Origin of the sequence: Clostridium thermarum (assembly GCF_006351925.1) — a bacterium.
Taxonomy (GTDB): Bacteria; Bacillota; Clostridia; order Clostridiales; family Clostridiaceae; genus Clostridium_AU; species Clostridium_AU thermarum.
Window position 1 is genome coordinate 3,477,501 of the sequence record NZ_CP040924.1, and the last position, 25,524, is coordinate 3,503,024.

Annotated in this window: 23 protein-coding genes (1 of these 23 cut by a window edge); 5 read left to right on the plus strand and 18 right to left on the minus strand. The window is 36.9% G+C overall.

What is annotated here, in order from left to right; all coding sequences use genetic code 11:
• Positions 1-49: the 3' end of a hypothetical protein gene (locus tag FHY60_RS16040; protein ID WP_139905969.1), read on the plus strand. The gene continues 371 nt to the left of window position 1, outside the view; 49 of the gene's 420 nt are visible here — the last part of the coding sequence; its start codon lies beyond the left edge, outside the window; the stop codon is at positions 47-49.
• Positions 50-93: 44 nt separating this feature from the next.
• Here FHY60_RS16040 and FHY60_RS16045 read toward each other — a convergent pair whose 3' ends face one another.
• From FHY60_RS16045 to FHY60_RS16080, 8 genes are all read right to left on the minus strand, one after another.
• Positions 94-957, minus strand: coding sequence for a methionyl aminopeptidase (locus tag FHY60_RS16045; RefSeq protein ID WP_139905970.1), 864 nt, complete (start codon positions 955-957; stop codon positions 94-96).
• Between the two features lie 351 nt (positions 958-1,308).
• Entirely contained in the window at positions 1,309-1,725 is a 417-nt protein-coding gene (locus tag FHY60_RS16050; RefSeq protein WP_243122166.1) for a hypothetical protein, read from the minus strand.
• Positions 1,715-2,674 (minus strand): phosphodiester glycosidase family protein, encoded by a 960-nt coding sequence (locus FHY60_RS16055; protein WP_139905971.1) that lies wholly within the window; start codon positions 2,672-2,674, stop codon positions 1,715-1,717. Before FHY60_RS16055 ends, FHY60_RS16050 begins: the two co-directional genes overlap by 11 nt.
• A gap of 43 nt (positions 2,675-2,717) precedes the next feature.
• Entirely contained in the window at positions 2,718-3,734 is a 1,017-nt protein-coding gene (locus FHY60_RS16060; RefSeq protein WP_139905972.1) for a bifunctional glycosyltransferase family 2/GtrA family protein, read from the minus strand.
• Between the two features lie 171 nt (positions 3,735-3,905).
• A complete protein-coding gene (locus FHY60_RS16065) occupies positions 3,906-5,837 on the minus strand; it encodes an ABC transporter ATP-binding protein (RefSeq protein ID WP_180375422.1) in 1,932 nt (643 codons plus the stop codon).
• Positions 5,824-7,563, minus strand: coding sequence for an ABC transporter ATP-binding protein (locus FHY60_RS16070; RefSeq protein WP_139905973.1), 1,740 nt, complete (start codon positions 7,561-7,563; stop codon positions 5,824-5,826). The genes FHY60_RS16065 and FHY60_RS16070 overlap by 14 nt, the downstream gene beginning before the upstream one ends.
• A 51-nt stretch (positions 7,564-7,614) precedes the next feature.
• Positions 7,615-8,046, minus strand: coding sequence for a MarR family winged helix-turn-helix transcriptional regulator (locus tag FHY60_RS16075; RefSeq protein WP_139905974.1), 432 nt, complete (start codon positions 8,044-8,046; stop codon positions 7,615-7,617).
• Positions 8,047-8,251: 205 nt separating this feature from the next.
• A complete protein-coding gene (locus FHY60_RS16080) occupies positions 8,252-9,808 on the minus strand; it encodes an ABC-F family ATP-binding cassette domain-containing protein (protein WP_139905975.1) in 1,557 nt (518 codons plus the stop codon).
• Between the two features lie 298 nt (positions 9,809-10,106).
• Here FHY60_RS16080 and FHY60_RS16085 point away from each other — a divergent pair, with 298 nt between their 5' ends.
• On the plus strand, positions 10,107-11,282 hold the full coding sequence (locus FHY60_RS16085; RefSeq protein ID WP_139905976.1) for a class I SAM-dependent rRNA methyltransferase: 1,176 nt from the start codon (positions 10,107-10,109) through the stop codon (positions 11,280-11,282).
• A 71-nt stretch (positions 11,283-11,353) separates the two neighbouring features.
• Here FHY60_RS16085 and FHY60_RS16090 read toward each other — a convergent pair whose 3' ends face one another.
• From FHY60_RS16090 to FHY60_RS16110, 5 genes are all read right to left on the minus strand, one after another.
• On the minus strand, positions 11,354-12,070 hold the full coding sequence (locus tag FHY60_RS16090) for a 2-phosphosulfolactate phosphatase family protein (protein ID WP_139905977.1): 717 nt from the start codon (positions 12,068-12,070) through the stop codon (positions 11,354-11,356).
• A 9-nt stretch (positions 12,071-12,079) separates the two neighbouring features.
• Entirely contained in the window at positions 12,080-13,024 is a 945-nt protein-coding gene (locus FHY60_RS16095) for a PucR family transcriptional regulator (protein WP_163215795.1), read from the minus strand.
• Between the two features lie 129 nt (positions 13,025-13,153).
• Positions 13,154-14,251: an ABC transporter ATP-binding protein gene (locus FHY60_RS16100; RefSeq protein WP_139905979.1), complete on the minus strand. Its 1,098-nt coding sequence runs from the start codon at positions 14,249-14,251 to the stop codon at positions 13,154-13,156.
• 94 nt (positions 14,252-14,345) lie between these two features.
• Positions 14,346-15,278: a tRNA modification radical SAM protein MnmL/YtqA gene (mnmL, locus tag FHY60_RS16105; protein ID WP_139905980.1), complete on the minus strand. Its 933-nt coding sequence runs from the start codon at positions 15,276-15,278 to the stop codon at positions 14,346-14,348.
• A 214-nt stretch (positions 15,279-15,492) separates the two neighbouring features.
• Positions 15,493-16,608, minus strand: coding sequence for a hypothetical protein (locus FHY60_RS16110; protein ID WP_139905981.1), 1,116 nt, complete (start codon positions 16,606-16,608; stop codon positions 15,493-15,495).
• 153 nt (positions 16,609-16,761) lie between these two features.
• Here FHY60_RS16110 and FHY60_RS16115 point away from each other — a divergent pair, with 153 nt between their 5' ends.
• Both FHY60_RS16115 and FHY60_RS16120 read left to right on the plus strand, forming a co-directional pair.
• Complete coding sequence (locus FHY60_RS16115) at positions 16,762-17,883, plus strand: YkvI family membrane protein (RefSeq protein WP_139905982.1); 1,122 nt, start codon at positions 16,762-16,764, stop codon at positions 17,881-17,883.
• A 221-nt stretch (positions 17,884-18,104) separates the two neighbouring features.
• Positions 18,105-19,004, plus strand: coding sequence for a radical SAM protein (locus FHY60_RS16120; RefSeq protein ID WP_139905983.1), 900 nt, complete (start codon positions 18,105-18,107; stop codon positions 19,002-19,004).
• A gap of 211 nt (positions 19,005-19,215) precedes the next feature.
• On the opposite strand, the gene FHY60_RS16125 is transcribed toward FHY60_RS16120, so the two are convergent.
• Positions 19,216-21,015, minus strand: a complete 1,800-nt coding sequence (locus tag FHY60_RS16125; RefSeq protein ID WP_139905984.1) for a heme NO-binding domain-containing protein — start codon at positions 21,013-21,015, stop codon at positions 19,216-19,218.
• A 205-nt stretch (positions 21,016-21,220) separates the two neighbouring features.
• Between FHY60_RS16125 and FHY60_RS16130 the strand changes: the two genes are divergently transcribed.
• Positions 21,221-23,032 carry a SpoIID/LytB domain-containing protein gene (locus FHY60_RS16130; RefSeq protein WP_139905985.1) on the plus strand — a complete coding sequence of 604 codons (1,812 nt, stop codon included), beginning with the start codon at positions 21,221-21,223 and terminating at the stop codon, positions 23,030-23,032.
• 43 nt (positions 23,033-23,075) lie between these two features.
• Here FHY60_RS16130 and FHY60_RS16135 read toward each other — a convergent pair whose 3' ends face one another.
• From FHY60_RS16135 to FHY60_RS16150, 4 genes are read right to left on the minus strand one after another with little or no spacing between them, the layout of a single operon-like run.
• Positions 23,076-23,786 (minus strand): helix-turn-helix domain-containing protein, encoded by a 711-nt coding sequence (locus FHY60_RS16135; protein ID WP_139905986.1) that lies wholly within the window; start codon positions 23,784-23,786, stop codon positions 23,076-23,078.
• Entirely contained in the window at positions 23,779-24,171 is a 393-nt protein-coding gene (locus tag FHY60_RS16140) for a DUF3783 domain-containing protein (protein WP_139905987.1), read from the minus strand. The genes FHY60_RS16135 and FHY60_RS16140 overlap by 8 nt, the downstream gene beginning before the upstream one ends.
• 15 nt (positions 24,172-24,186) lie before the next feature.
• On the minus strand, positions 24,187-24,705 hold the full coding sequence (locus FHY60_RS16145; protein ID WP_139905988.1) for a peptidylprolyl isomerase: 519 nt from the start codon (positions 24,703-24,705) through the stop codon (positions 24,187-24,189).
• A gap of 32 nt (positions 24,706-24,737) precedes the next feature.
• Positions 24,738-25,400 (minus strand): hypothetical protein, encoded by a 663-nt coding sequence (locus FHY60_RS16150; RefSeq protein WP_139905989.1) that lies wholly within the window; start codon positions 25,398-25,400, stop codon positions 24,738-24,740.
• Positions 25,401-25,524: the final 124 nt, after the last annotated feature.

Here is a 25,524-nt window from a genome sequence, read left to right on the forward strand (position 1 = left end):
GAAAGAATCCGACATCAAATTTGTAGTTGATGAATCTACAACAACTTAATTTTCAAAAGCAAAAATCCGGAGATTTTATCCCCGGATTTTTATTTATACCAGTATTTCCACACCAGTCTCTGTAACTACTATAGTGTGCTCCCATTGGGCAGATCGTGAACCGTCTCTTGTAACTACAGTCCAATCATCATCAAGCACTTCACAATGATAGTCCCCTTCATTTATCATTGGTTCAACAGTAAATACTAAGCCCGGTACAAGCAACATACCTTTTCCATGTCTCGCAAAATGATCAACATGTGGATCTTCATGGAACCTAAGCCCGATGCCGTGGCCGCCATAATCTCTAACTACTGAGAAACCGTTAGCCTTTGCATGTTCTTCTACTGCTCTTCCAATATCATAAAGCCCACCGTAAGGTTTTATGGCCTCGATGCCCTTATATAAACATTCCTTTGCCACTTCAACCAGCTTCACTGCCTTTTCATCTGCCTCTCCAATTATATACATCCTGCTGGCATCAGAATAATAACCATCTAAAATTGTTGTAACATCCACATTTATAATATCCCCATTCTTTAGTACAGTATCATTGGGAATACCATGGCATATTACATCATTAATTGAAGTACAAACACTTTTAGGAAATCCATTATAATTTAATGGTGCAGGAATACCACCATGCTCAATAGTGTAATTGTGTACCCATTCATTTATTTCATTAGTAGTTATTCCTTCCCTTATTCTTTCGCCAACCATATCAAAAATGGCCTTTGTAAGCTGGGCGCTCTTTCTTATACCCTCAATCTGTTCTTTAGTTTTTATAAGCTTTGGATGCGGTATCACATATCCCTTTTCAGCATACTCGTAAAGTTTCATGTCCTCTTCCATGTGACACTTCTTATATTTAATCCCGCTGCCACACCAGCATACATCATTTCTATTTAGTCTACGCATACTTACACTTCCTTTTATTTCTCTAATAATTATTATATCCATAATATAATCTTTGCTTCATCAATTATTTTAGCACACTTTTTTAGTATATAAACAATAATTATTACAAATAATAATGCAAATCAAGCACAAAAATTAAAGATTGAGAAAAACTAAGAACACCTCGAATTGTAAACTTCCTGTCAAACATTTGGTGTTCTATTTTTAATCTTTTTCGTTATTTACACTTTTATCCAAATGGTGTGGAATAACTAACCGGATAAAATTAGAAATTAACTCTAAAAGCTTGTCCTTTGACTAATATATTTTTAAGGGGCTATACACTTGTACACCCCCTTTCATTCTCTCTATCTAATCAATCTTATTCCTACTTATGTCCATTATGAACAAAATAATCAGCCCTGATGCAATAAACACTCCTCCGGTTACATAGTAATATTTTAAATGTGGAGAGTTTGTACCGGCAATTTCAAATATGCCCTTCAGCATGCTGGCAAGGGTCAGCGTGGCAATTCCCGAATTATATAAATTTATAAACAATTTATAGCCAGTAATTTTTGTGAAATTAGGCATACGCTTATCAATTATGAAATAGAACAGGGCGCCTCCCAGCAGAGGATATAAGAACATCCAAGTCATTGCAGCAGAGTCTACTCCATGTCCAAAAAGATCATAAATCTTATCTATTACTACAGCCGCTGCTGATATTATCAAGTAGGACCATATGGCTTTTCTAAGCCGTTTTTTATTACCATTATTAATATCCAATATAGACAATGTCGCTCACCTTTCTTTCTCCCATCTTTTTACCACTTGTGGGGTTATTTATAACCTCTCCGTTAAAGTACATAGTGGAGGATCCTCCTCCGTCTAGGTTATATGCTACGGTGCAGCCCCTTTCCTTAAACTCCTGTGCAAGCTCTAGAAGGGAAAGTCCTTCACTGTCGCTGGTACGGCCATCAGATACAATTACAATATAATGAAGCTGGTCTACCTGGCCAATTGCAGTTCTAGGATTACTTGCCATAGATTTTGCCACTTCACTGGAACTGTCTACAACAATATTGCCATCTACCACCAATCCAGGGCCAAAGGATAACACCTGCCATGCCCCCTTATCCATTAATGAATCCAAACTTTCTTCACCTTCTGAAACTATGGATAAGTTACCATCCTTGTCTATAACCAAGGCATCATTATCCCCAATCCTGGCCGTATCCCTGTATGCTTCACCATTACGCACCACATAGCCCTCATCTCTGAATCCATAAAAATCTCCGTTTATGGCAAAGATGGCCCTATTAGCCTCTGCTATAACTGAAGTCTTTTGCGTTATATTTCGACCGTAAGTATTATTTGCAAGGGCTGTTTTCAGACAGGCAGCATCGGAAAGCTGAATATCAGCCACATAGATATTTGAGTCATACTTCCGGTAAGTTTCAATTGTTATTTTTATATTTTCATCCTCATAGGTCCTATCGGTAATAACCGCTTCCTTCTGAGTATCAGGTTTTGTTGTAGACGAACCTGAAGAATCATTATTTATCGAATTTGAACCCCCTTCTGATGTCTTTTTTGAACCTGCCGATTCTGTCGAGACCTTAGTTATTGCTTTCGGTAACACAAAAGTATCCAGCAGCGTAAAAGTAACAGAAAGTATAAGTATTATAGAGTAAATAGCCGCCCACCTGTACGGCTTAGATAAAAATTTTCTCATTTTGATTTTCATCCTTTCTTTTAAAATGTTCTAAAGGATTGTCTTATTTGATAAAGACAAACTTTCTTTGATACCAATAGCTGAAAAAGAATATAGTAACTTCAGTTAATATTTTGGCTAAAAATAGGGATAAACCCAGCACACTGTAATATATATCAATTACACTGTAATTTGCAATCATTATGAAGGAGGCCAGCATGAAATATCTTGGTAATGAAGTCTTCACAGAGGCTTCTTTAAATTTAGAAAATACATAGATCCTATTTATTGTGTAATTAAACAAAGCACTGCATATTCTTGCTCCTATTACCGCTAGAAATAAATGAGAAGTAAAAAATTGTATCACTCCCAGAAGAAGAAAATCAATTATCCCTGATAAAATAGAAGATATACTGAATTTAATGATTGGCAGGTATACCTTTATGGAATCTTTTAACGGGTGAAAATGCGAAGATTTATTTCTTTCCAGATATACTGTGTCTATATCAATCTCATAAAAACTATATCCTGCTGGGATAGTCTCTAAAAGCATATTCATTTCATATTCAAATCTATTGCCAGAAATCTGACAAAGCCAGGGAAGCATATCTGCAGAGAATCCGCGGAGACCGGTTTGAGTATCATAGACCTTAGCACCGCTGGCAAAAGAGAAGACAGCTCTCGTCACACTATTTCCAAAGCGGCTGCGGAATGGTACTTTTCCTGCAAATCTTCTTGTTCCAAGCACAACAGAATTCTTGTGTTCTTTTATGGTCTCTGCAATCTTGACAATATCTTTTGGTAAATGCTGTCCATCGCAATCTGCGGTAACAACCCCTGTTTTTTCATTGGTCTGTTGTATATATCTAAATCCGGTTTTTAAGGCTGCACCTTTACCCATATTTTTCTCATGAGTTAAAACTGTACATCCAAGGCTGATGACGGTGTCAAAGATGTACTTATACTCTTCCCCGCTTCCATCATCTACAACTACGATATCATATTCACATGAATTGATTAAATCATATATTAAATTAATCAGCTTTCTTCCAGGTTCATAGGCTGGGATTAAAATCACCATAAGTTTCGCCCTCCTTACTTTTTATTTGTTATTCCTTTGAAGCTATAAACTTATTTTACAAGTGGAACCTTAAACCCAGCTTAAATATTCCTTCTGCAAATAATGGTAAAAAATAAAGAACCAGCTATAAAACTGACTCTTTATCTGAAGGATAAACAATTTTTACTTTTATTATGAAAGCTCAAAGGCACCAGTATAGAGCTGATAGTACTTTCCTTTTTGTTTAATCAACTCTTCATGGCTTCCTCTTTCAATTATTCTTCCCTGTTCTAACACCATGATTACATCTGAATTCTTAACTGTAGAAAGCCTGTGGGCTATTACAAATACTGTTCTGCCCTTCATCAGCTTATCCATTCCGTCCTGAACTATAGCTTCCGTTCTTGTATCTATACTTGAGGTAGCTTCGTCCAGTATTAAAACCGGCGGGTCTGCAATGGCAGCCCTGGCGATTGTCAGCAGCTGTCTTTGACCTTGTGATAGGTTTCCTCCGTCTCCGGTAAGCATGGTTTCATATCCATTAGGTAAATGCTTTATAAACTGATGGGCATTGGCAAGTTTAGCCGCTGCTATAACTTCTTCATCCGTTGCATTTAATTTACCATACCTTATATTATCTGCCACAGTTCCTGTAAAAAGATGAGCATCCTGAAGTACAATTCCCAGAGATCTTCTCAAATCGTTCTTCTTAATTTTATTGATATTGATGCCGTCATATCTTATCTTTCCGTCTTGAATATCATAAAATCTGTTAATCAGATTTGTTATAGTTGTTTTTCCAGCACCGGTAGCGCCAACGAAGGCTATCTTTTGTCCTGGTTTTGCATAGAGTTTTATATTGTGCAATATAATTTTATCTTCCCTATATCCAAAATCCACATCATCAAATACCACTTCACCGAGAAGCTTTGTATAAGTGACAGTGCCATCTTCATGCGGATGCTTCCAAGCCCATAGACCTGTACGCTCCTCAGATTCTATTAAGTTGCCGTGTTCATCTTCTCTTACATTAACTAAAGTCACATAACCTTGATCCATTTCCGGCTTTTCATCCAAGAGCTTAAATATACGATCAGCTCCGGCCAGCGCCATCAATATGAAGTTAAACTGCTGGGAAGCCTGGTTCATTGTCTGACTAAAGCTTCTGGTTAATTGAAGGAAGGATGCCAGGGCACCGATTGTAAAGGATCCAAAGCCCTTAATGGCTAGGATAGCTCCCAGGGCAGAAGTAAGCACATAATTTATATAGCCAATGTTTCCTAGGATAGGCATCAGAATATTGGCATACATATTTGCTTGATAGGCACTTTCATAGAGGGTATCATTTAACTTATCAAAATCACCCTTTGCTTCTTCTTCATGATTAAAGACTTTTACAACCTTTTGTCCTTCCATCATCTCTTCTATATATCCGTTTAATTTTCCTAGGTTTACTTGCTGCTGGGCAAAATATCTTCCGCTATTTCCTCCGACAACTCTGGTAACATAGAAGATAATTCCTATTATTATAACCTGAATAATTGTAAGCGGTATACTCAGATAAATCATAGAAATAAATACACTGACAACTGTTATAAAGGAAGAAAGTAATTGTGGCATACTTTGGCTGATCATTTGTCTTAATGCATCAGTATCATTTGTATATATACTCATTACCTCACCGTGAGGATGGGTGTCAAAAAAGCTTATAGGTAATTTTTGCATATGAGCAAACATATCATCTCTAAACTTCTTTAATGTACCTTGAGTTATTAAAACCATCAATCGGTTATGCAAATAATTAGACAATACTCCGATATAATATATGGATGCCATTGTAAGCACTGCCTTTAAAAGTGGTCCAAAGTTAGGATTAGATTGACCTAAAAGCGGAGTTATATAATCATCAATCAAACTCCTTAAAAATAGTGTTCCGGCAACATTAGTTAGTGAGCTTACCATTATAGTCAATGTAACTATAAAAAGTAATAATTTAAATTCCTTAAATATATAGCCCAGTAATCTAGTTAACACTTTTATAGGATTTTCAACGCCTCTTCCAGGTATCTTTTTTCCACCTGCCCCCCCCTTTATAGGAGGCATTGGCTTTTTATTCTGAGCCATTTTCATCAGCTCCTTTCACTTGAGATTCATACACTTCACGATAGATAGTGCTTGTTTTTAACAGTTCTTCATGAGTTCCTATTCCATCTATCTTGCCGTCATCTAGCACAACAATCTTATCTGCGTCTTGAACTGAGGAAACACGCTGGGCGATAATAATCTTTGTAGTATTGGGTATTGTTTCCCTAAAGGCCTTTCTTATAAGGGCATCAGTCCTAGTATCTACTGCACTGGTAGAATCGTCTAAAATTAAAATTTTAGGTTTCTTAAGCAGGGCTCTTGCGATACATAATCTTTGTTTTTGTCCTCCTGATACGTTGGTTCCACCCTGCTCTATATAGGTATCATACTTATCTGGAAGGTTTTGTATAAACTCATCTGCCTGAGCTTGTTTACAGGCAATAATCAATTCTTCATCTGTGGCATCCTTGTTTCCCCATCTTAAATTCTCTTTGATTGTTCCGGAGAATAATACATTCTTTTGCAGTACCATGGAAACTTCATTTCTAAGGGTTTCTATATCGTAATCCCTTACGTCAATGCCTCCAACTTCTACAGAGCCTTCTGTAACATCGTATAACCTTGGAATGAGCTGCATCAGCGTTGTTTTTCCGCTTCCTGTTCCTCCGATAACCCCTACAGTTTCACCGGATTTAATCTTTAAATTAATACCTTCAAGAACTAAGTTATCCCTTCTCTTATGGTAGCTAAAGCTCACATTTTTAAATTCTATGGAGCCATCCTTTACTTCATATACAGGATTAGGTCCATTTGTCAAATCTACCTTCTCCTCTAAAACCTCTAAGATTCTTTCAACGGAGGATCTTGCCATTATGAGCATTAAGAATACCATGGATAGGAACATAAGACTCATTAATATGTTAGTGCTATAAGTGAAGAAGCTCATTAATTCTCCTGTGGTCATGGAGCCTCCAACAATGAGCTTTGCTCCAATCCAAGAAAGAAGTAAAATACAGGTATTCATAGTAAACTGCATAATAGGGGAATTATATATTATTATCTTTTCAGCTTTTAAGAAGTTTTCATAAACTTTTTTAGAAGCCTTATGGAATTTACTTGTTTCATATCCTTCTCTTACATAGGCCTTTACAGCACGAATACCAGTTAAGTTCTCCTGAACACTGGCATTCAAATCATCGTATTGTTTAAAAACACTCTTAAAATAAGGATGGGCACTGGTCATAATGAAATACAATGATGCTCCAAGGAATATTATTGCACCTATGAACACCAGAGCTAATCTTGCATTTAAGTAAAAACTCATGGCCATAGCGGAAATTAACATAATGGGGGGTCGTGCAAGCATTCTTATTGACATTTGATAGGCGTTTTGAACATTTGTTACATCTGTAGTCAGTCTGGTAACCAGGCCTGCTGTTGAATACTTATCTATATTTGCAAAAGAGTAATCCTGTATCTTGTAATACATTGCCTTTCTAATATTTCTGGCAACTCCAGAAGATGCCCTTGCGGCATACTTACCAGCTAGGGCGCCAAAAATCAAGGATAAGACTGATGCAACTATCATTATTGCTCCTATGGTAAGAACATATTTTATATTTCCCTTTTCTACTCCATTATCAATAATCATTGACATCAAATATGGTAGAATTATTTCCAAAACTACTTCTAAGGCGATAAACACAGGTGTGATTATGGAGTCCCTTTTAAACTCATTTACATATCTTAATATTTTTTTAATCATATTACTCCCCCTTCTTTGTTAGGCTTCTAACTAATATTTTGTAAAATCACCTTAGTCAGCTACTTTATTAGATAGCCTATTTATCAATCCAACTAATATTTCCATTTCTTCATCACTTAATTCCTCTTGTAAGGATTTTTCAATTTTAAGTATGGATTCATATATTTTATTTTGAACCTCTTCTCCCTTTTCCGTAAGTATTATCTTCTTAAGCCTTGCATCTTCGGAAACACTTACCCTTTTAATGTATCCATTCTTCTCCATCAACTGAAGAACGCTAGTTACAGAAGAACGTCTTATATCAAGTTCTTCTTCTATATCCTTTTGAAATACATCTTTTTTTCCAGACTGGCGATATACAAAGCCAAGAATTCTGCCTTGAACACTTGTTAAACCGTATTGCGCAACCTCCCGTCCTATTCTCCTATGAATTCTATTGGAAAAAATACTTATTATCTTTCCAATATGCACTTCACTATTCATAATAACTCTCCTTAATTTTTGTTAGACTTCTAACTAATTATAGTTTAAGTTTTTTGGCTTGTCAATATTAGGTACAGCCCATTGCAGTGCTACTTTATCCCTTAGTTATATGTAACCTTACAAGCATCACCTTGTTACAGGAGCACAAATAAAAGCACTTATCTATATTAAATAAGTGCTTTCATTTCTTAACCTATTGAAATTATTATACGATCTTGGTTGTCCAATCCTCGCAGTTCCATATCTCTGTCACTACATCTCTATAGAACTCAGGCTCATGACAAACCAATAGTATAGTTCCTTTGTATTCCTTTAAGGCCCTCTTTAGTTCATCCTTAGCATCCACATCCAGGTGGTTGGTAGGCTCGTCTAGTATCAGTATGTTAGTTTCCTTATTGATCAGCTTTGCAAGTCTAACCTTGGCTGCTTCTCCTCCTGACAGCACCATCATCATGCTCTCGATGTGCTTTGTAGTAAGTCCGCACTTTGCAAGAGCCGCTCTCACCTCATACTGAGTATAGCCGGGGAACTCCTTCCAAAACTCTTCGATACAGGTATTAGTGTTTCCTTCTCTGCTTTCTTGCTCAAAGTAGCCTATATATTGATAGTCTCCAAGTGTCACTTCTCCGCTTATTGGTTTAATTAATCCCATTAAGCTCTTAAGCAGCGTAGTCTTACCTAGTCCATTGGAGCCTACTAAGGCAATTTTCTGTCCTCTTTCCATAGTTAGATTAAGAGGCTTTGTAAGAGGATGATCATATCCTATAACTAAATCCTTAGTTTCAAATATAAGCTTTCCGGAAGCTCTGGCTGCTTTAAAATTAAAGGCTGGTTTTGGCTTCTCTTGAATAAGCTCGATTCTTTCCATCTTGTCAAGCTTTTTTTGTCTGGATTTAGCCATGTTAGCTGTAGCAACGTTGGCCTTATTTCTGGCAACGAAGTCCTCTAGTCTTGCAATTTCAGCCTGCTGTCTTTCATAGGCCTGTTCTAACTGTCTCTTTTTAGCCTCATATACTCTTTGGAAGTCATCATAGTTTCCAACATATCTGTTAAGCTGCTTATTTTCCACATGATATATCAAATTAATTACTGAATTTAAGAACGGAATATCATGAGATATTAAAATAAATGCATTTTCATAGTCATTTAAAAATCTCTTAAGCCATTCAATATGAGCCTCGTCTAAATAGTTAGTAGGCTCGTCAAGAAGTAATATATCAGGGGTTTCCAAAAGAAGCTTAGCAAGTAAAACCTTAGTTCTTTGTCCCCCACTTAAATCAGTAACATCCCTATCCAGTCCTACATCTAAAAGCCCCAAACCTCTTGCTGTTTCTTCTATCCTAGCATCAATAACGTAAAAACCGTTATGATCAAGCATATCCTGAATTACCGCTGTTCTCTCCAGCATCTTTTCCAGTTCCTCAGGCTCAGCATCTCCCATTTTACCATAAAGCTCGTTCATTTCAGCTTCTGCATCAAATAAATATTGAAAGGCACCTTTTAATACGTCTCTTATAGTTTGTCCACTCTTAAGTACTGCGTGCTGATCCATATAGCCAACCCTTACCTTATTAGCCCACTCAATCTGGCCTTCGTCCGGGGTCAGCTTTCCTGTGATTATATTCATAAAGGTAGATTTACCTTCTCCATTGGCACCAATAAACCCTACGTGCTCCCCCTTTAAGAGTCTGAAGGATACATCTTCAAGGATAGCTCTGTCTCCAAAGCCGTGACTCATATTTTTTACCGTTAGTATACTCATTCTCCATCCCCCATACATAAAATGTTCTTATATAAAGCTTCCCAAATTCCAAACATAATCTACCGTCATCTAAACATACATTCACTATTTTAAATGAAGGTATATCTGCATGTCAAAACTTTTCTGTTTACTGTAATGGCAGAATTTATTATTTTTCAAAACTTGTATAAAGTTTGTTATACATGGCAAATTATAAAATAGTTGAATTACCTATAGTAATAGTTCAAAATATATAATAGAATAGAAAAGAACATAATTACTAAAGTTAATAAACTGAGCTGCAGAGAGGAGTTTTAATATGGCTGCAAAGTTTTACTTATATAAAGGCCGTGGGAAACGGGTAGAAAATGGCCATCCCTGGGTATATACCGATGAAATCGAACAATATGATGGGGATTATGTAAATGGCGATATTGTAGAGATTTATAATTACCGCGGAGGTTTTATCGGCAAGGGATACATAAATGACGTTTCTAAGATTGCCATAAGAATTATGACAAGGGACATCAATGAGGAAATTGATGAAGACTTCTTTAGAAGAAGATTAGCCCAGGCATGGGAATATAGAAAGAAGGTAGTAGATACCTCATCCTGTCGTTTTGTCTTTGGCGAAGCAGACTTCCTGCCGGGTCTTACTATTGATAAGTTTGAAGACTACTATGTTGTACAATCTCTAGCCTTAGGTATAGATAGATATAAGCCCATCATAGTTAAGCTCTTGGTGGAGGAATACGGTGCAAAGGGTGTCTACGAGAGAAGCGATGCCAGTGTTAGGGAACTTGAGGATATGGAGCTTACGAAAGGTTTCCTAACAGAGCCCTTTGATACTATGATTCAAATAGTTGAAAATGGTGTAAAGTACTACGTAGATATTGAAAACGGACAAAAAACCGGTTTTTTCTTGGATCAAAAGGAAAACAGAAAGGCAATTCATAAAATATGTAAGGGGGCTGAGGTTTTAGACTGCTTTACCCATACCGGTTCCTTCGCTTTAAATGCAGGTATTGCCGGTGCTAAGAGTGTTCTTGGCATAGACGTATCTCAGCATGCAGTGGATTTTGCCACAAGAAATGCGGAATTGAATAACCTTTCTGATGTGGTGAAATTTGAGTGCCACAATGCCTTTGATGTTCTGCCAAAGTGGTCAAAGGAAGGCAGAGAATTCGATGTAGTAATACTGGATCCCCCTGCTTTTACAAAATCCAGAGAGGCAGTTAAAGGTGCTGTCAGAGGCTATAAGGAAATTAATCTAAGAGGACTGAAGATGGTGCGTCCGGGCGGATATTTAGTTACCGCATCCTGCTCTCACTTTATGGATGAGGAGCTCTTCAGAAAGACCATAGCCGATGCGGCTCATGATGCCAGAAGAATGCTCCGTCAGGTAGAATTCAGAACACAGGCACCGGACCATCCTATCCTTTGGAACTCTGATGAATCCTATTATCTTAAATTCTTTATATTCCAAGTAATATAGAAAGAATTTTTCTTACTAAGTAGTTAAGGAGGCCTTATCCCGGCATAGCTGAGAAAAAGCCTCCTTAATTTCTAGTTCTTAATTGCCCTTATCTCCTTTCCGTCAAAGTAAGGTACCACGTCCGTTATATCCTTACGGCAGCAATATTCCAAATCCTCCGTAAAACCAAGGTCTTTTATGACATTATAATGTCTTGCCTGACTAATAAAGCTTATAATATCACTGTGCATTTTGTATATATGATAAGCCGTACGGGTAATATCCGTCATCTCAAGCTCACACATATCTTTAAGACAGTTTATTATATAGCCGCTGCATATAAAGTCATCCATAGAAAATTCCCCATAGGTTCCAGCATTGACTATTACTATATCATTTTTTAGCTCATACAGCTTCCTGGCCACTGCACTGGCATTCAGTATACATCCAATAAGTATATCTTTTGCCCCCTTGCAGCGGTTTATTGCCCTAGTACCGTTGGTAGTAGATATTATCAAGGTCTTATCTTCCACCACATCTTTTGTATACTCCAGCGGTGAATTAGAGCAATCAAAGCCTTCTATCTTTAGAGCCCGTCTCTCACCACCTAATATGCATTTCTCACTGCTTTCTTTTGCAAGTTCTAAAGCCCTCTCCACAGTCAGGACGGGGATGACCCTCTTGCAGCCGTTCATTACGGCAGTGGTAATAACTGAGGTAGCCCTTAACATATCTATTACCACAACTGATTTACCTTCTGTTTTTCCTTCTCTTATATCATCGGCGGATATAACTATATCAACTCTCATATAAATCTCCTATCTCTTTTCCTTCCAAACCAAGAAGGCAATAATAAACACAGTGGCCTGCTTAAAATCTCTTATATCATAGCCTGTGTCTTTATGTATTTTATCCAACCTGTATATAAGGGTATTCCTGTGAATATATAGTTTTCTTGAGGCATCGCTTATATTAAGCCCACTATTAATGAACTCCTCAATGGTATTGATCATTTCATTGTCAAATAGGCTAAATTTATCCTTAAAGCTCTCTAATAGCTCATTCTTCAACCTTGGGTCTATATTGTATACTACCTTTTCAAAGAGCATATGATTATAATCATATATATCTCCTTTTACATCAAATTTCCTGCCTAATTCCATGCATTCTTTAGCATCATTATAGGCCTTTTTAATATCATCGATGCTATACACCTTATAAGCGAAACTTACACGGGATGAACAATAGAGGTCTGAAACAATTGAATCCCTGATACTTTCTGCGTGCTCTGTCACTTCATCAAAGTTTCCTAGGACAATAATATAATCACCATAGACCATACTTAAAACATCCTGAACATTATACAGCTGCTTTATTATACTAAGTGCCTCATACTTACTTCCATCAACGCTCACCAGAAATAAGGTGCATCCTTTGGCTAAAAAGGCAACGTCCTTATCAAGCCTTCCTGTACCAATTTCTTTACCCTCCAGCACGTTAATTATTAATTGTTCTCTAGTAGAAAATAGTTCCCCATACTTAGTTTGTATTGAGTACTCCAAAAGGGGTTTACAAATTTCAGACTTCTTATCCATAATTATATATGTCTTGCTCTTGCCAAGATACATTTCAGCTCTCAGTTCCCGCTCCTCAGGAATGGCAATACCACTATCATAATAGATTGTATCATCTTCTCCGATTAATTTAAAATTTACCCCACTTCTTTCCGCAAGCTCCCTAAGATAACTTTCAAAATTGTACATATACATCTCTCCAGTACTTTTACCTTATTATTACATATTCTATCAGATAAATATCAAAATCTCAAGAAAGCTCCGTGATTACAATTATTGTACCCACGGAGCTTTATAGCTTTTCTAATATTCTTTAAATTATAGAATTGTAATTTCTGTTTCCTTATCAAATATATGAATCTTGGAAGTATCAAGAGCAACTTTAAGCTTATCTCCAGCCTTAGCCTTTGAAGTTCCGTTAACTCTAGCAACAAGGTTTACCTTACCCTTTGCAAGGTAGATGTAAGTTTCAGCACCCATTAATTCTGTTACTTCAACTGTAGCTTCAACTACTGCATTTTCACTGCCTGTAGCTTCGTCTATGTTTTCTGGTCTGATACCCATTATTACATCCTTGCCAACATATCCCTTGTCTCTTAATACAACTGCCTTTTCTTCTGGTAGAACTATGCTGTCTTCTCCAAAAGCAACTGCAACCTTTCCATTGCTTTCTACAAGCTTAGCATCTACAAAGTTCATCTGTGGGCTTCCTATAAAGCCTGCTACGAATATGTTTGCTGGGTGATCGTAGATATATTGTGGAGTATCAACTTGTTGAATTAGACCGTCCTTCATAACAACGATTCTTGTACCCATTGTCATAGCTTCTGTCTGGTCATGTGTTACATATATAAATGTAGTTTGTAGTCTCTTATGAAGCTTGGATATTTCAGTTCTCATCTGAACTCTTAGCTTAGCATCAAGGTTTGACAAAGGTTCGTCCATTAAGAATACCTTTGGTTCTCTAACGATAGCTCTTCCCAGCGCAACTCTTTGTCTCTGTCCTCCAGAAAGTGCCTTTGGCTTTCTGTCTAATAAGTGCTCTATGTCAAGTATTCTAGCTGCTTCTTTAACTTTCTTGTCTATTTCGTCTTTTGGCATTTTTCTTAGCTTTAAACCGAATGCCATGTTTTCATACACGCTCATGTGTGGATAAAGAGCATAGTTCTGGAAAACCATGGCGATATCTCTATCCTTTGGAGCTACGTCATTAACAAGTCTGTCTCCTATATAAAGTTCACCTTGAGATATTTCTTCCAAACCAGCAATCATTCTTAATGTAGTTGACTTACCACATCCTGATGGTCCTACGAAAACGATAAATTCTTTATCTTCGATTTCAAGATTGAAGTCCTTTACAGCTGTTACATTACCAGTGTATACCTTATAAATGTGTCTGAGTGATAAACTAGCCATTGTCTCTTCCCCCCGGAAATTTATTTTTTAAGTATGAATTAATTTTAACTCTTAACATAAAAATAATCCATACGCAAAACAACCAAAGATAGAATTACTTATTTGTAGAAAAGTCCAAACCTTGATACCATTGATTTTCTATCAGCTTTTTATCTATGGCATTTAGTATTTCCCACTTTTTAAGGCTCCACATTGGCCCTATTAAGAGGTCTCTTGGAGCATCACCGGTAAGTCTATGTATTACAATATCCTCACGGAGTAACTTTACTGCAGTGCATACTGTATCGATGTATTCTTCCATGCTCATAAAACTTACCCGGCCCAGATCATATAACTTCTCAAGGGGTGTATTCTTCATTAAATGGAGTAAATGTATTTTTATCCCCTGTATATCAGAATTGGACAGGTACTTTACTGTATTAAGCATGCCTTCTCTGTCTTCCCCCGGCAATCCGAATATAGTATGTACAACCACGTCAATGCCAGCCTCACGCAAATCTTCAAGCGCTCTTTCAAATGCCTGGATCTTGTACCCCCTGTTAATTATTTTAGCAATCCTGTCATCCATAGTCTGAAGGCCGAGCTCTACCCACACGTATACCTTTTGATTCATCTCTTTTAAGAGCTCAATTATCTCCGGACTTAAGCAATCCGGTCTTGTTGCTATGGCCAGGGCAACTACCCCCTCCGGTCTGATAGCTTCCTCATATTTCTCCCTTAATAGGTCTACGCTTCCATAAGTATTAGTATAGGCTTGGAAATATGCAATATACTTACCAGCATTCCACTTTTTATTCATCATTGCTTTAATATCATTAAACTGCTGGGTTATAGAAAAACTTCTGCAGCCTGCAAAGTCCCCGGACCCACGCTCACTGCAAAATATGCAGCCACCGCTGCTGATGGTTCCATCCCTATTGGGGCATGAAAAACCAGCGTCTAAGGATACCTTAAACACTTTCTGCCCGAACTTTTCTCTTAAAAAATAATTTAAACTATAATACGGTTTATCTCCCCAATACTTCATTCTAGACGTTCCTTCCAAATAATTCTGCGAATTAATAATTAGTAATGAGTAATGAGTAATTTTAGTAGAAATTCAGCTCCGCTGAATTTCCTCCTTCACTGCTCATTGCTCATTACTCATTGAAAGAAGGTGCTTCGGGCACTTCCTTTCCACCCTGCATACCGACCTAATACAAGCATTCTTGTATACTATAATAACATATTTAGCAAAAAAATCATAATCTCTTTACCTTATACTCCTTCAAATCCAACTGCCATTTGCCCAATAGGTTTGCCTCTTCTTTGCCGGTATTTACCTTTTCCTTTACCTCAAAATTCAAAGCATCCTCTCCAAATGAAGAGAATTTTACATCAACTTTATCCATTGGAAACTCTTCTTCAAACTTGAAGTCAATCAGTTCACCGCTGTCTACATCATAGACTCTTAAGGATGTTCCCTTATCCTTAATACTATATTGCACCATGATATGTTTTTCTTCTAAAGAGAAACTCAAAGCTTCAACGGTGGCGTTTTTTATTAAGTCTATAGAGGTAATATCTTTACCTATTGGCGGTTCTTTGACGATAGTATTAGAGCCACCGGCTCCATTGCCTCCTCCGTCACCGCCGCCTCCACCGGCACCACCATTACCAGATCCGCCGCCTCCACCATGAGCAGCTTGGGTTTCATTTATCTTAACAATTCCAATATAGGTTGATTCATTATCTGTAGTTGTTATGGCTATTTTTTCACCACTGTAATTAAAAACCATCATACCGAATTTTTTTCTTGGAACAGGTGCTTTACCTAGCTTCCCATTATCATCTTTAGGAAAAGTATAATAAGGAATCCCCCCCATATCTACAATAAGGTTATTTTTAACATTGTTTTTATCTCTAAGCCTCAAGCCCTCTCCTTCCAAAAATGCCTCTTTCTCCGTATTAGCATTTATCTCTGTAATCTTATAGTCTTTTTCCTCCAATTCCACCTTTATACTGTAGCTGTCCAGTACCGCTATTGTTTTTTCCGGTACCGATCTGGCTATTTTTACCTTGAATACACCACTTCTTCCCACTTCATTTATCTCATCGGTATTGTAGCCTAGAATCTTTAAGTCCGTACTATAGACCTCCACACCCTTTTCCATCAACTTTTCAGAATATAGCTTTTTTGCATTTTCTAAATCACCAGCGTATATATACCCCATATAAGAGTCCAATATGTTGGTGGCTATATTTATATCAAAATTTTCTTTACTTGCTTTTACCTCAGTTTTATTCTCCTTCTTCTGACATGCTGTAGAGGTAAATACCATTATTATTGATAATACCGCTGTAAATACCTTTTTCAAAATTACACCTCCTACACTCATAATTATTAATACTATTATGTTTTCACAAAACGTAAAAATAATTTATAAAATCTATCTTTTACTTCGCAATTAAAATAATTAATTATCTTCATCTTTAATATATTAATAAAGGATAACTTTCAAGGAGGATTAATGTTGAAAAGAAACTTATCTGGTATTTTTCAAATAGCAGCTGTCTTTATTGGTACCATTGTGGGTGCAGGTCTTGCATCCGGCAGAGAGATAACTCAGTTTTTTACAGCCTACGGATACAAAAGCTATATAGGAATACTACTATGTGGAATAATATACATACTGGTATGTTCCATGTTTATTAAAATTTCAACGAAATACAGATTAAAATCTTATAATGATTTGATCAAGCTCATCAGTCCAGGTATTCTGGGGCAAATAACTGATATATTCACAAGTTTTTTCCTTATAAGCGGAACTGCTATCATATTAGCAGGAAGCGGTGCATTACTGCACCAATACTACGGTGTGTCTAAGTGGTTAGGGATTGGTATTATGGCAATACTGGCCTTCATTGTGTTAATGATGGATACCCAGGGCCTCGTTGGCATAAACTCATTAATCGTTCCGGCTTTAATTCTAATTATCTCTACAATCTTTATTTTATATTTAGCCTTTTCAAAAGATAATATTAGCTTAAGCCACCTAAAGTCTATACCCTACACGAAAAACCAATGGCTTTTATCCACACTGCTGTATGCAGGCTTTAATATCCTGTGCTGCTCCGGTGTATTAGTTCCATTAACTGATGAGTATAAAAAGAACTCGAACTTGATTTGGGGAGTCTCTCTTGGAGCTATTGGCCTTACTCTGCTTTGCGGTGCTATAAACCTCATGCTCATGCTAAACGTTCCCTACATATATAAGTATGAAATACCCCTGCTATACATATCACACCGATTCGGAAGAGCTATACAGATAATGCTATTAATTATCATCTGGCTTGAAATGTTCTCCACAGTTGTTTCCGATGTATTTAGTGTAGCAAAAATGCTGCAGAATCTGTCAGATAAAAACAAAGCCTTTGGTGGCTCTTACTGCAGAAGTTCAATAATAAATAAATTTTTGAATTTCATCACCTACAAAAGGTCTGTAGTTCTAATACTGCTGCTGGCCATACCCGTATCCCAAATAGGCTTTGCCAATTTGATAAAAGTACTGTATCCATCCTTTGGGGTAATAAGTCTCATCTTCATCGTTCAATGCACCTTCTTCTATATCCACAACAAGGTTTATAAATAGTTCTTTTTTAGTGGCAAGTGACAAGTTTAGGATACCTTTTCTCAGCAAAGCTGAGAAAAGCTTGAAAAATATAATATAAGAAATTCAGCTCAGCTGAATTTTTCCCACAATTTGTCGCTTGTCACTTGCCACTTGTCACTCATCACTTGCAACTGATTCGTAATTTTCTACTATTGCAGCTAAGGGCCTAACCACTGTATAATATCTTCGGGTGATGAAGAATGATGAATTTGCTTGAAAGTTGTAGGTTGTGTCCACGGAATTGTGGTGTTAATAGATTAAAAGGAGAGCTTGGTTACTGTGGAGCAGGTGCAGGAGTAAAGGTAGCAAGAGCTGCCCTGCATCATTGGGAGGAACCCTGTATATCCGGAGAAGCAGGTTCCGGCACAGTGTTCTTTTCAAATTGTAGTCTAAGATGTGTATTTTGCCAAAATAATGATATTAGCCAGTGCTCTGTAGGCAAGGAAATATCCATAGAAAGATTGGCAGAAATTTTTATTGAACTTCAAGATAAAGGGGCTTTGAATATTAATCTTGTAACCCCTACTCACTATGTTCCCCTAATAATTGAGGCAATTAAATTGGCCAAAGACAAGGGCTTATCCCTGCCTATTCTATATAACTGCAGTGGCTACGAGAATGTTGAAACCATAAAACTTCTTAAAGGATACATAGATGTTTATCTTCCGGATTTAAAGTATTTTAATAGTAAGTATTCTGTAAAATACTCTAACGCCGCAAACTATTTTGAGTTTGCTTCAAAGGCTGTCAGGGAAATGTTAGACCAGGTTGGCAAACCGGTTTTTGATGATAGGGGAATAATCCAAAAGGGTGTTATAGTAAGGCATATGATGCTGCCAGGGCTTCTTTTTGATTCAAAGAAAATTATAGATTTCGTCTATAAAAACTTTGGTGATGATGTTTATATAAGTATCATGAATCAATATACCCCTAATTATAAAAGTTCACTATATCCTGAGATAGATAGGCCTTTAAGGAAGGACCACTACGAAGCATTAATCGATTATGCCTTAGAATTAGGCATTAAAAATGGCTTTATTCAAGAAGAAGGCACAGCCTCTAAGGTATTTATACCGCCCTTTAATCTGGAAGGAGTGTAATACAATTGACTATGGGCAATTGACAATTGAGAAAGGGACTATTGCTTGTTTGGAAGAAATTGTTAAGCAACTTCTTTAGTTACAAGTTAAGAGTGACAAGTTTAGCATACCTTTTCTCAGCAAAGCTGAGAAAAGCCTAAAATATATAATATAAGAAATTCAGCTGCGCTGAATTTCATCCATAACTTGTCACTTGTCACTTGTATTTGTTTTAGATCTTATATTTTCCTAAGCCTGTTTTAAACTCTTCCGTAATATTCCTAAACTCTTGAATACTATCCATAAGCTTGTTCAATTCATTGATATAAGTAGCAACACTTGAGCTTACTTCTTGGGATGAAGCTGAATTTTCCTCTGCTATGGCGGCTAAGGATTCTATGCCGTTATAAATATCTGCAATGGATTCAGCTTCTTTGTTAAGCTCTTTGATTGTCTCAGTCATTGAGGCCGCTACAGTCTTTATTGCTTCATTAGCTTCAAAGTTTATACTTCTTACATTTTCTAGACTTTTTGTTTCTGACTCTAATATATCATACTGAGTCTCAATGCTATCAACCAGAGCGTTAATGTCGCTGACAAATATAGCCAAGTTAGAATTTATATCCTCAACAGCTTCTTTTGATTGTTCTGCCAGTTTACGGATAGAGTCTGCTACTACTGCAAAGCCCCTGCCGTGCTCTCCTGCTCTTGCAGCTTCTATAGAAGCATTCAGGGCAAGAAGATTTGTCTGTTCTGCTATACTGGATACTATGGATACAATTCCTGTAATGTCGTTTACCTTTCCCTCCAGATTAATTCCCAGATCCTTTACCTGGCGGAAGCTGTTAAGGGTCCCCAAAATGTTCCTTGTGGTACCTTCAACATTAATGTAGGAATTATTGATCTTAGCCATTGCCTCATCCAGCTTATCTTTATTGATATTTTCATTGTTTACTATTGCATTAAGGGATTGTATATTGTTGTTTAAGCTAAATACAGCAGTCTCTGTATTCTCTGCCTGCGCTATGGCTCCACTTGCTACCTGCTCTACAACCCCGGCTATCTCCGTTGAGGTATGACTCATAGATGCGTAAATCTTATTAATACTATCTATGAAGGTATTCATTTCATCTGTTACGCCCTTAAAGCTAACAAAGTCACTCTTTAAAGCTTTTTTATAATCTTTCAACTGCTTGTACAAATCTTCAAAGTAGTCTTTTGTTACTATATCTCCGTCATATATATACTCGTTCTTTGCAAATCTGGCAAGTTCCTCTTCGATTAAGGTCTTTGGCCTATTTAGCAAAGCACTTCCAATCCCAGTAGCTGCTGCAGCTGTGAAGGCTCCTATTAAGGCCTTTACTAAATCATTTAAGCCAAATAGGGGAACAAAGACTGCAAAGGATATTATAAAGGTAAATATGGAGTTTTTAACTGGTATGCTTTTTATAAATCCTAAGGACAGTATACTGTTGAATCTATACTTCTTCTTAAAATATATATCTTTTTCAAAGGTAAGCATCAACTTCAAGGAAGTTTCCGTCTTTTCCAATTCTTCAATTTCAAGTTTTTCTTCAAAGAACTCACAGCTTCCGTCTATTAACCCCAAGAAGTAATCGAACATGCCTCTGGAGGATTGATAAGTAAATATTGCTTTTCTGGAAGATACAGGATTTATTTCTACCAGCGGTGGCTTAGCTCCAATAAATTTCTTTGTCATTTCCACATGAATATCAAAAAGAGCTTTAAAGAATGAGTATAAGTTATCGTACTTAAAGAATGCAGGAAAGTCTCTGTAGAAGGCTTGGATATTATCCTTTCCAATGTTCCGCCAAAGCTGTTTTAAATCCACCTTGGCATCTCTTGATATTTTAGCCACTGCCTCTCCCACCTGATGATCTTCTACATTTTCTATGGGAGAAAATATTTTCTTGCTACCCCAGCCTACTGCTTCCATTGCTGCATCAACGATATCGTGGCCATATAACTTTCTACAGGTTTTCATCCAGGTTGAAACTACCGTACCCTTCATTTTTATCCTCCTAAATTATATTTTTTGTCGAATCTCCATATGTAGATTATATATCATTTAATGTTATTTGTTAATAGATACTATATATTTTTGATAAATCTTGATAGAATTTATCATAAGTCTTATTATATAATTATACATAGGCATATTTTCAGAAAATTAAAATATTTATATAATATCTGTCATTTTTTAAGGAGGAGTTGTTATGGCAATTAGAGTTAAGAGTAACAGGTTTTACTTTATCGTTGCTATTCTTCTGACATCACTATTAACAATACTCTTTTGGCCCAGGAAAATTCAGCATGCTGTACTGGTTGAGTGTGATGGTAAGACATCTACTTTTTTTGTAGGAGAAAAACTCCTAAAGTACAGAACCGGTTCCATCAATTTTGAAAAATATTCTGTTTTAAATTTCAAAAGAAATGCTTTTAAGGTATATGGCTTCAGTAAGGTTGATGCCATGCAGGAGAGGGTAATGTATAAGACCGAGGACAGCTACGACCTGGAAGTTAGCGGACTAAAGAAAGTCAATGAGGAAGCCCATTACTATCAGATAGATAAAGATAATAAAATATCCTATAGTTATGCAAGCAAGCTAATTGTAGGAAAAAGCAATTTAAAAATCTATAAAAATAAAAAAGACGAGCTAAAGACCTTTATAATGACTCCATTAGACTATTCAACAATAAGAGTTGCAATATCTACTGACAATTTTGATAGTGTCTATCATAATAAAATACAGTTGACTGCCCAGTCTCCACTTAAAATATATAGTAAGAGGGAAGATTATTCCACTGTTGTACCGGCTGAAACCTTGATTTCTTTGGATCCCACTGACGGTAAAATTAAACTTACCATCAATGAGCTCTCCAGAGAATTTTCCAGTAGATTGTACATAGAAGGTGACGAAATTGCCGTAAATTCTTTGAAGCGCTTAGATGATAAGACTATGGCACCGGTATACAGCGGCATTATGGAAATTACCCCTGCAGCTTCTGACTTATTAATGATCAATGAAGTGGATTTGGAAGAATATCTTACAAAGGTGGTGCCTTCAGAAATGCCGGCTAGCAGTGCTCTGGAAGCATTGAAGTGTCAGGCTATAGCTGCAAGAACCTATGCCATTTCCGATATGCTTGCCAATAGATTTGCAAAAGAGGGCTACCATGTGGATGATAGTCAAAAGAGCCAGGTATATAACAATATACAGGCTCACCCAAGCACCACTGAAGCAGTTATGGCGACCAAAGGTATTATAATGACTTCAGAAGGAATGCCTATTGATGCTAAATATTACTCTACCTCTGCCGGTACCGGGGCAAATTACAATGAGATATACTTCCGGCCAGACGGTACCAGTGACCCTAGGCCATATTTGAAGTACTCCTCTTATATAACCGATGACTTTAAGCTGCCTTCTACCGAAGAAGAGTGGTTGGACTTCTACACCAGAAAAGATATTCGAGCTTACGACAGTTCTTACCCTTATTTCAGGTGGAACATTGTTTATCCTACTGATGCCCTTAGCAAAACCTTGAATAAGACCCTTGAAAACCTGTATTCTAAGGAATCTGCCAGAGAATTCATGACCATTAAGGTTGACGGAAAGCCTTATGAGACCTTACCTACCCTAACTAAACTTAAAGACATCAAGATATTAAGGAGGGGAGAAGCAGGTAACGTCATAACAATTTCCTATATTTTCGAAAATGCTGAAGTTGAAGTTTCCGGAGACGGAAATATTAGGCCTTCTATAAAATGCTCTGAGGAATATGCAGGTATGCCTATCACCGTATTAGGTGCTAACGGTAAGGCCCTGACTAATGTAAATTCCTTGCCCTCATCCTTCTTTGCTATAAAAAAAGATGGTGAAAACTTCATTATATACGGAGGCGGATTTGGACATGGTGTAGGCATGAGTCAGTATGGTGCCGTAGAACTTGGAAAGCAGGGTATGAGCTTTGAAACAATATTAGGTACCTTTTACAAGGATGTAAAATTGGAACAAATATATTAAAGAGTACAAGGGTTTCTTCTTGAAGCCCCTGTACTCTTTCTTCTTACAAATTAAATTCTACTCTTTCAAGCTTTGCAATAACCTTTATATCCTTAACTCCAACAGTTTCAGTCTTAAGACTTCCTCTATTGCTAAGCAGTAATAGCTTGTTGCTGTCCAGCTTTTTAATCTGTCTTACAACTCTTGTGCCATTATGTTCAATGAGACATATAGCATTATTTGCCACTTCAGAAGTATAGTGGCAAAAAGCAAGATCTCCTTTTGCCATTCTATAGCCAAGCATATCATCATCCGCTATCTGAATATAAAGCACCTTATCCTGTGCAAAACCTTCTACCTTATTGTTTTGTATAGGCATAAGCTTTGTAGTTATAACAGAAGTCAGATTGTAATCATACACCGGTACACTCTTAAGAACAGAGGCAAAAGCTCCACTCCAGGTGTCATTTAGTTCAGCCCCTTTAGCAGGAGCTGACACTGTCTTTTTTGCCGGAGCAGGCTTTGAAACCTTGCCGAAAAGTTCCTCCATGGTTTCTTCTTCAGCACTTTCTAATTCCACAGACATAGACATATCATTTATGTCTTTATTAAATATTTTTGATAGTCTGTTAATCATAGCCTCATTGACTATCTTTCTTCCAATTTCCACTTCATTGATATAGCTTTCTGCTACACCTAGCTTCTTGGCCAATGTCTTTTGGCTCATACCAGCCTCGATTCTAAGTAACTTTATCTTTTCTGCTATTCTACTCACCCTGTGTCCCCCGTTTCTGCCTATTCCTATAAAATTCTCTTTCCTCTATTAAATGTTCCAGCAGGTCTGCAAATGTCCAATCTATAGAGGTGGGTGTTACTACTGCGAAAATTGGTCTTGCCTGCAGACTGCTCCTCATTGATCTGATGGCTCTGTCTAACTCATTATCACTAAGATTATTAAATATAATAACCTTTTCCTCAGGAAGTGGTTTACTTACTAATTCCAGCTTTATGCCATCAATGATATTTCTCAAGGTCATTGAAGTCATTGTGTCCGTAATATTTTTATATTCCGGTAAAGCTTCCTGCTCCTTGATAGTATGTAGTATATCTCTTTCTTCTTGATTAAAACCATATATCAATATACATTTGTTGTTATCCAACCTATCCACCTCTTTTTACCTAATAATCTCAGGTTCTCCAAGCTCTTCTCCAAAGGTATCAACAGTTATTGATTCTATTACCTGGTCTTCATATGGCTTATCTCTGAAGTCTGTAGGTACAGACACAATGGCATCTGCCACCTCTATACCTTCTATGACCTTTCCAAAGGCTGCATACTGTCCATCTAAGTGAGAAGCATTTGCTACCATTATGAAAAATTGGCTTCCCGCTGAGTCAGGATGCATAGCTCTTGCCATGGATAATACTCCCTTTGTATGTTTTAAATCATTCTTAAAGCCATTGGCAGTAAATTCCCCTTTAATGCTGTAGCCTGGTCCTCCGGTTCCATTACCATCAGGATCTCCCCCCTGAATCATAAAACCTGGAATAACTCTATGAAATATCAGTCCATTATAAAAACCCTTATTACAAAGACTAACAAAGTTTTTTACAGTATTGGGGGCTATATCTTTATATAACTCCGCCTTAAGGGTTCCCCCATTTTTCATCTTTATTGTTGCTATTGGATTCATTGTGTTTTCTCCTCCCGTTTTTATTTAGCAGTTTAAAACTGCATTAGTTTTGATCCATCAAAGCCACCGGCATATAACATTACCATTGAATATAATATATGCTGAAGGTTCCATATGGTAATATCCCCACTTTTTTCGTATATTAGTACAGGGATACCAAATATCAGCACCTGCAGGATGGCATTTCCCGGATAGTCAACCGGTAAGAATCTGCAATAATTGCACCAGAACAGTGAATACATCAGAAATATATTAATAGCCACCGCTAAATAGCCAAAGATCTTTATTCTGCAGCCGGATAGATCATGTATGTTGGCCCATATCAACGGTTCAATTATACTATTTACTAATACAAAAATAAAGGAACCTAATAATATATCTAAAGCATCATTCTGCTGTGGTGAATAATGGATTACATATAATACTATCCCGGCGGCGGTAAGAACTAAAGTTGCGGCCAATTCCTTTTTCACTATGTAAAGTTTTATATTTAAATAAGGAAACCGTGTATCTATTATCCCCCTAAGCACTATACCACCAAAAAGCCAGTAGGCAATCACTGCAATTATGGCTAAGGGCGTCATATCTGCCAAACCCTTTGCTGCCAGAGGAAACATAATTGCCATTAACCACCCTATGAATTGCTTTAATCTAGCATTCTGCTTTATTGTGTTAATTTTAGAATTACCCGCCATAAAAACTCAACTCCCAACTGCATCATAAGGACATTATATATTATTTTCTACTTTATTGGAATATTTCTTTTTCTTCAATTTCTTTCAAATTTCTATATATAAAAAATAAGGCTGAAGCATTAGC

Excerpts from the sequence above, each read along its gene's own strand:
- FHY60_RS16130 (WP_139905985.1), top strand. The coding sequence starts at position 21,221 with ATGGCAATTAGAGTTAAGAGTAACAGGTTTTACTTTATCGTTGCTATT.
- FHY60_RS16075 (WP_139905974.1), bottom strand. The coding sequence starts at position 8,046 with ATGAATAGTGAAGTGCATATTGGAAAGATAATAAGTATTTTTTCCAAT.
- FHY60_RS16070 (WP_139905973.1), bottom strand. The coding sequence starts at position 7,563 with ATGATTAAAAAAATATTAAGATATGTAAATGAGTTTAAAAGGGACTCC.
- FHY60_RS16095 (WP_163215795.1), bottom strand. The coding sequence starts at position 13,024 with ATGTACAATTTTGAAAGTTATCTTAGGGAGCTTGCGGAAAGAAGTGGG.
- FHY60_RS16100 (WP_139905979.1), bottom strand. The coding sequence starts at position 14,251 with ATGGCTAGTTTATCACTCAGACACATTTATAAGGTATACACTGGTAAT.
- FHY60_RS16045 (WP_139905970.1), bottom strand. The coding sequence starts at position 957 with ATGCGTAGACTAAATAGAAATGATGTATGCTGGTGTGGCAGCGGGATT.
- FHY60_RS16145 (WP_139905988.1), bottom strand. The coding sequence starts at position 24,705 with ATGAATCCAATAGCAACAATAAAGATGAAAAATGGGGGAACCCTTAAG.
- FHY60_RS16080 (WP_139905975.1), bottom strand. The coding sequence starts at position 9,808 with ATGAGTATACTAACGGTAAAAAATATGAGTCACGGCTTTGGAGACAGA.
- FHY60_RS16115 (WP_139905982.1), top strand. The coding sequence starts at position 16,762 with ATGTTGAAAAGAAACTTATCTGGTATTTTTCAAATAGCAGCTGTCTTT.
- FHY60_RS16120 (WP_139905983.1), top strand. The coding sequence starts at position 18,105 with ATGATGAATTTGCTTGAAAGTTGTAGGTTGTGTCCACGGAATTGTGGT.
- mnmL (WP_139905980.1), bottom strand. The coding sequence starts at position 15,278 with ATGAAGTATTGGGGAGATAAACCGTATTATAGTTTAAATTATTTTTTA.
- FHY60_RS16090 (WP_139905977.1), bottom strand. The coding sequence starts at position 12,070 with ATGAGAGTTGATATAGTTATATCCGCCGATGATATAAGAGAAGGAAAA.
- FHY60_RS16065 (WP_180375422.1), bottom strand. The coding sequence starts at position 5,837 with ATGGCTCAGAATAAAAAGCCAATGCCTCCTATAAAGGGGGGGGCAGGT.
- FHY60_RS16085 (WP_139905976.1), top strand. The coding sequence starts at position 10,107 with ATGGCTGCAAAGTTTTACTTATATAAAGGCCGTGGGAAACGGGTAGAA.
- FHY60_RS16060 (WP_139905972.1), bottom strand. The coding sequence starts at position 3,734 with ATGGTGATTTTAATCCCAGCCTATGAACCTGGAAGAAAGCTGATTAAT.
- FHY60_RS16125 (WP_139905984.1), bottom strand. The coding sequence starts at position 21,015 with ATGAAGGGTACGGTAGTTTCAACCTGGATGAAAACCTGTAGAAAGTTA.
- FHY60_RS16055 (WP_139905971.1), bottom strand. The coding sequence starts at position 2,674 with ATGAGAAAATTTTTATCTAAGCCGTACAGGTGGGCGGCTATTTACTCT.
- FHY60_RS16150 (WP_139905989.1), bottom strand. The coding sequence starts at position 25,400 with ATGGCGGGTAATTCTAAAATTAACACAATAAAGCAGAATGCTAGATTA.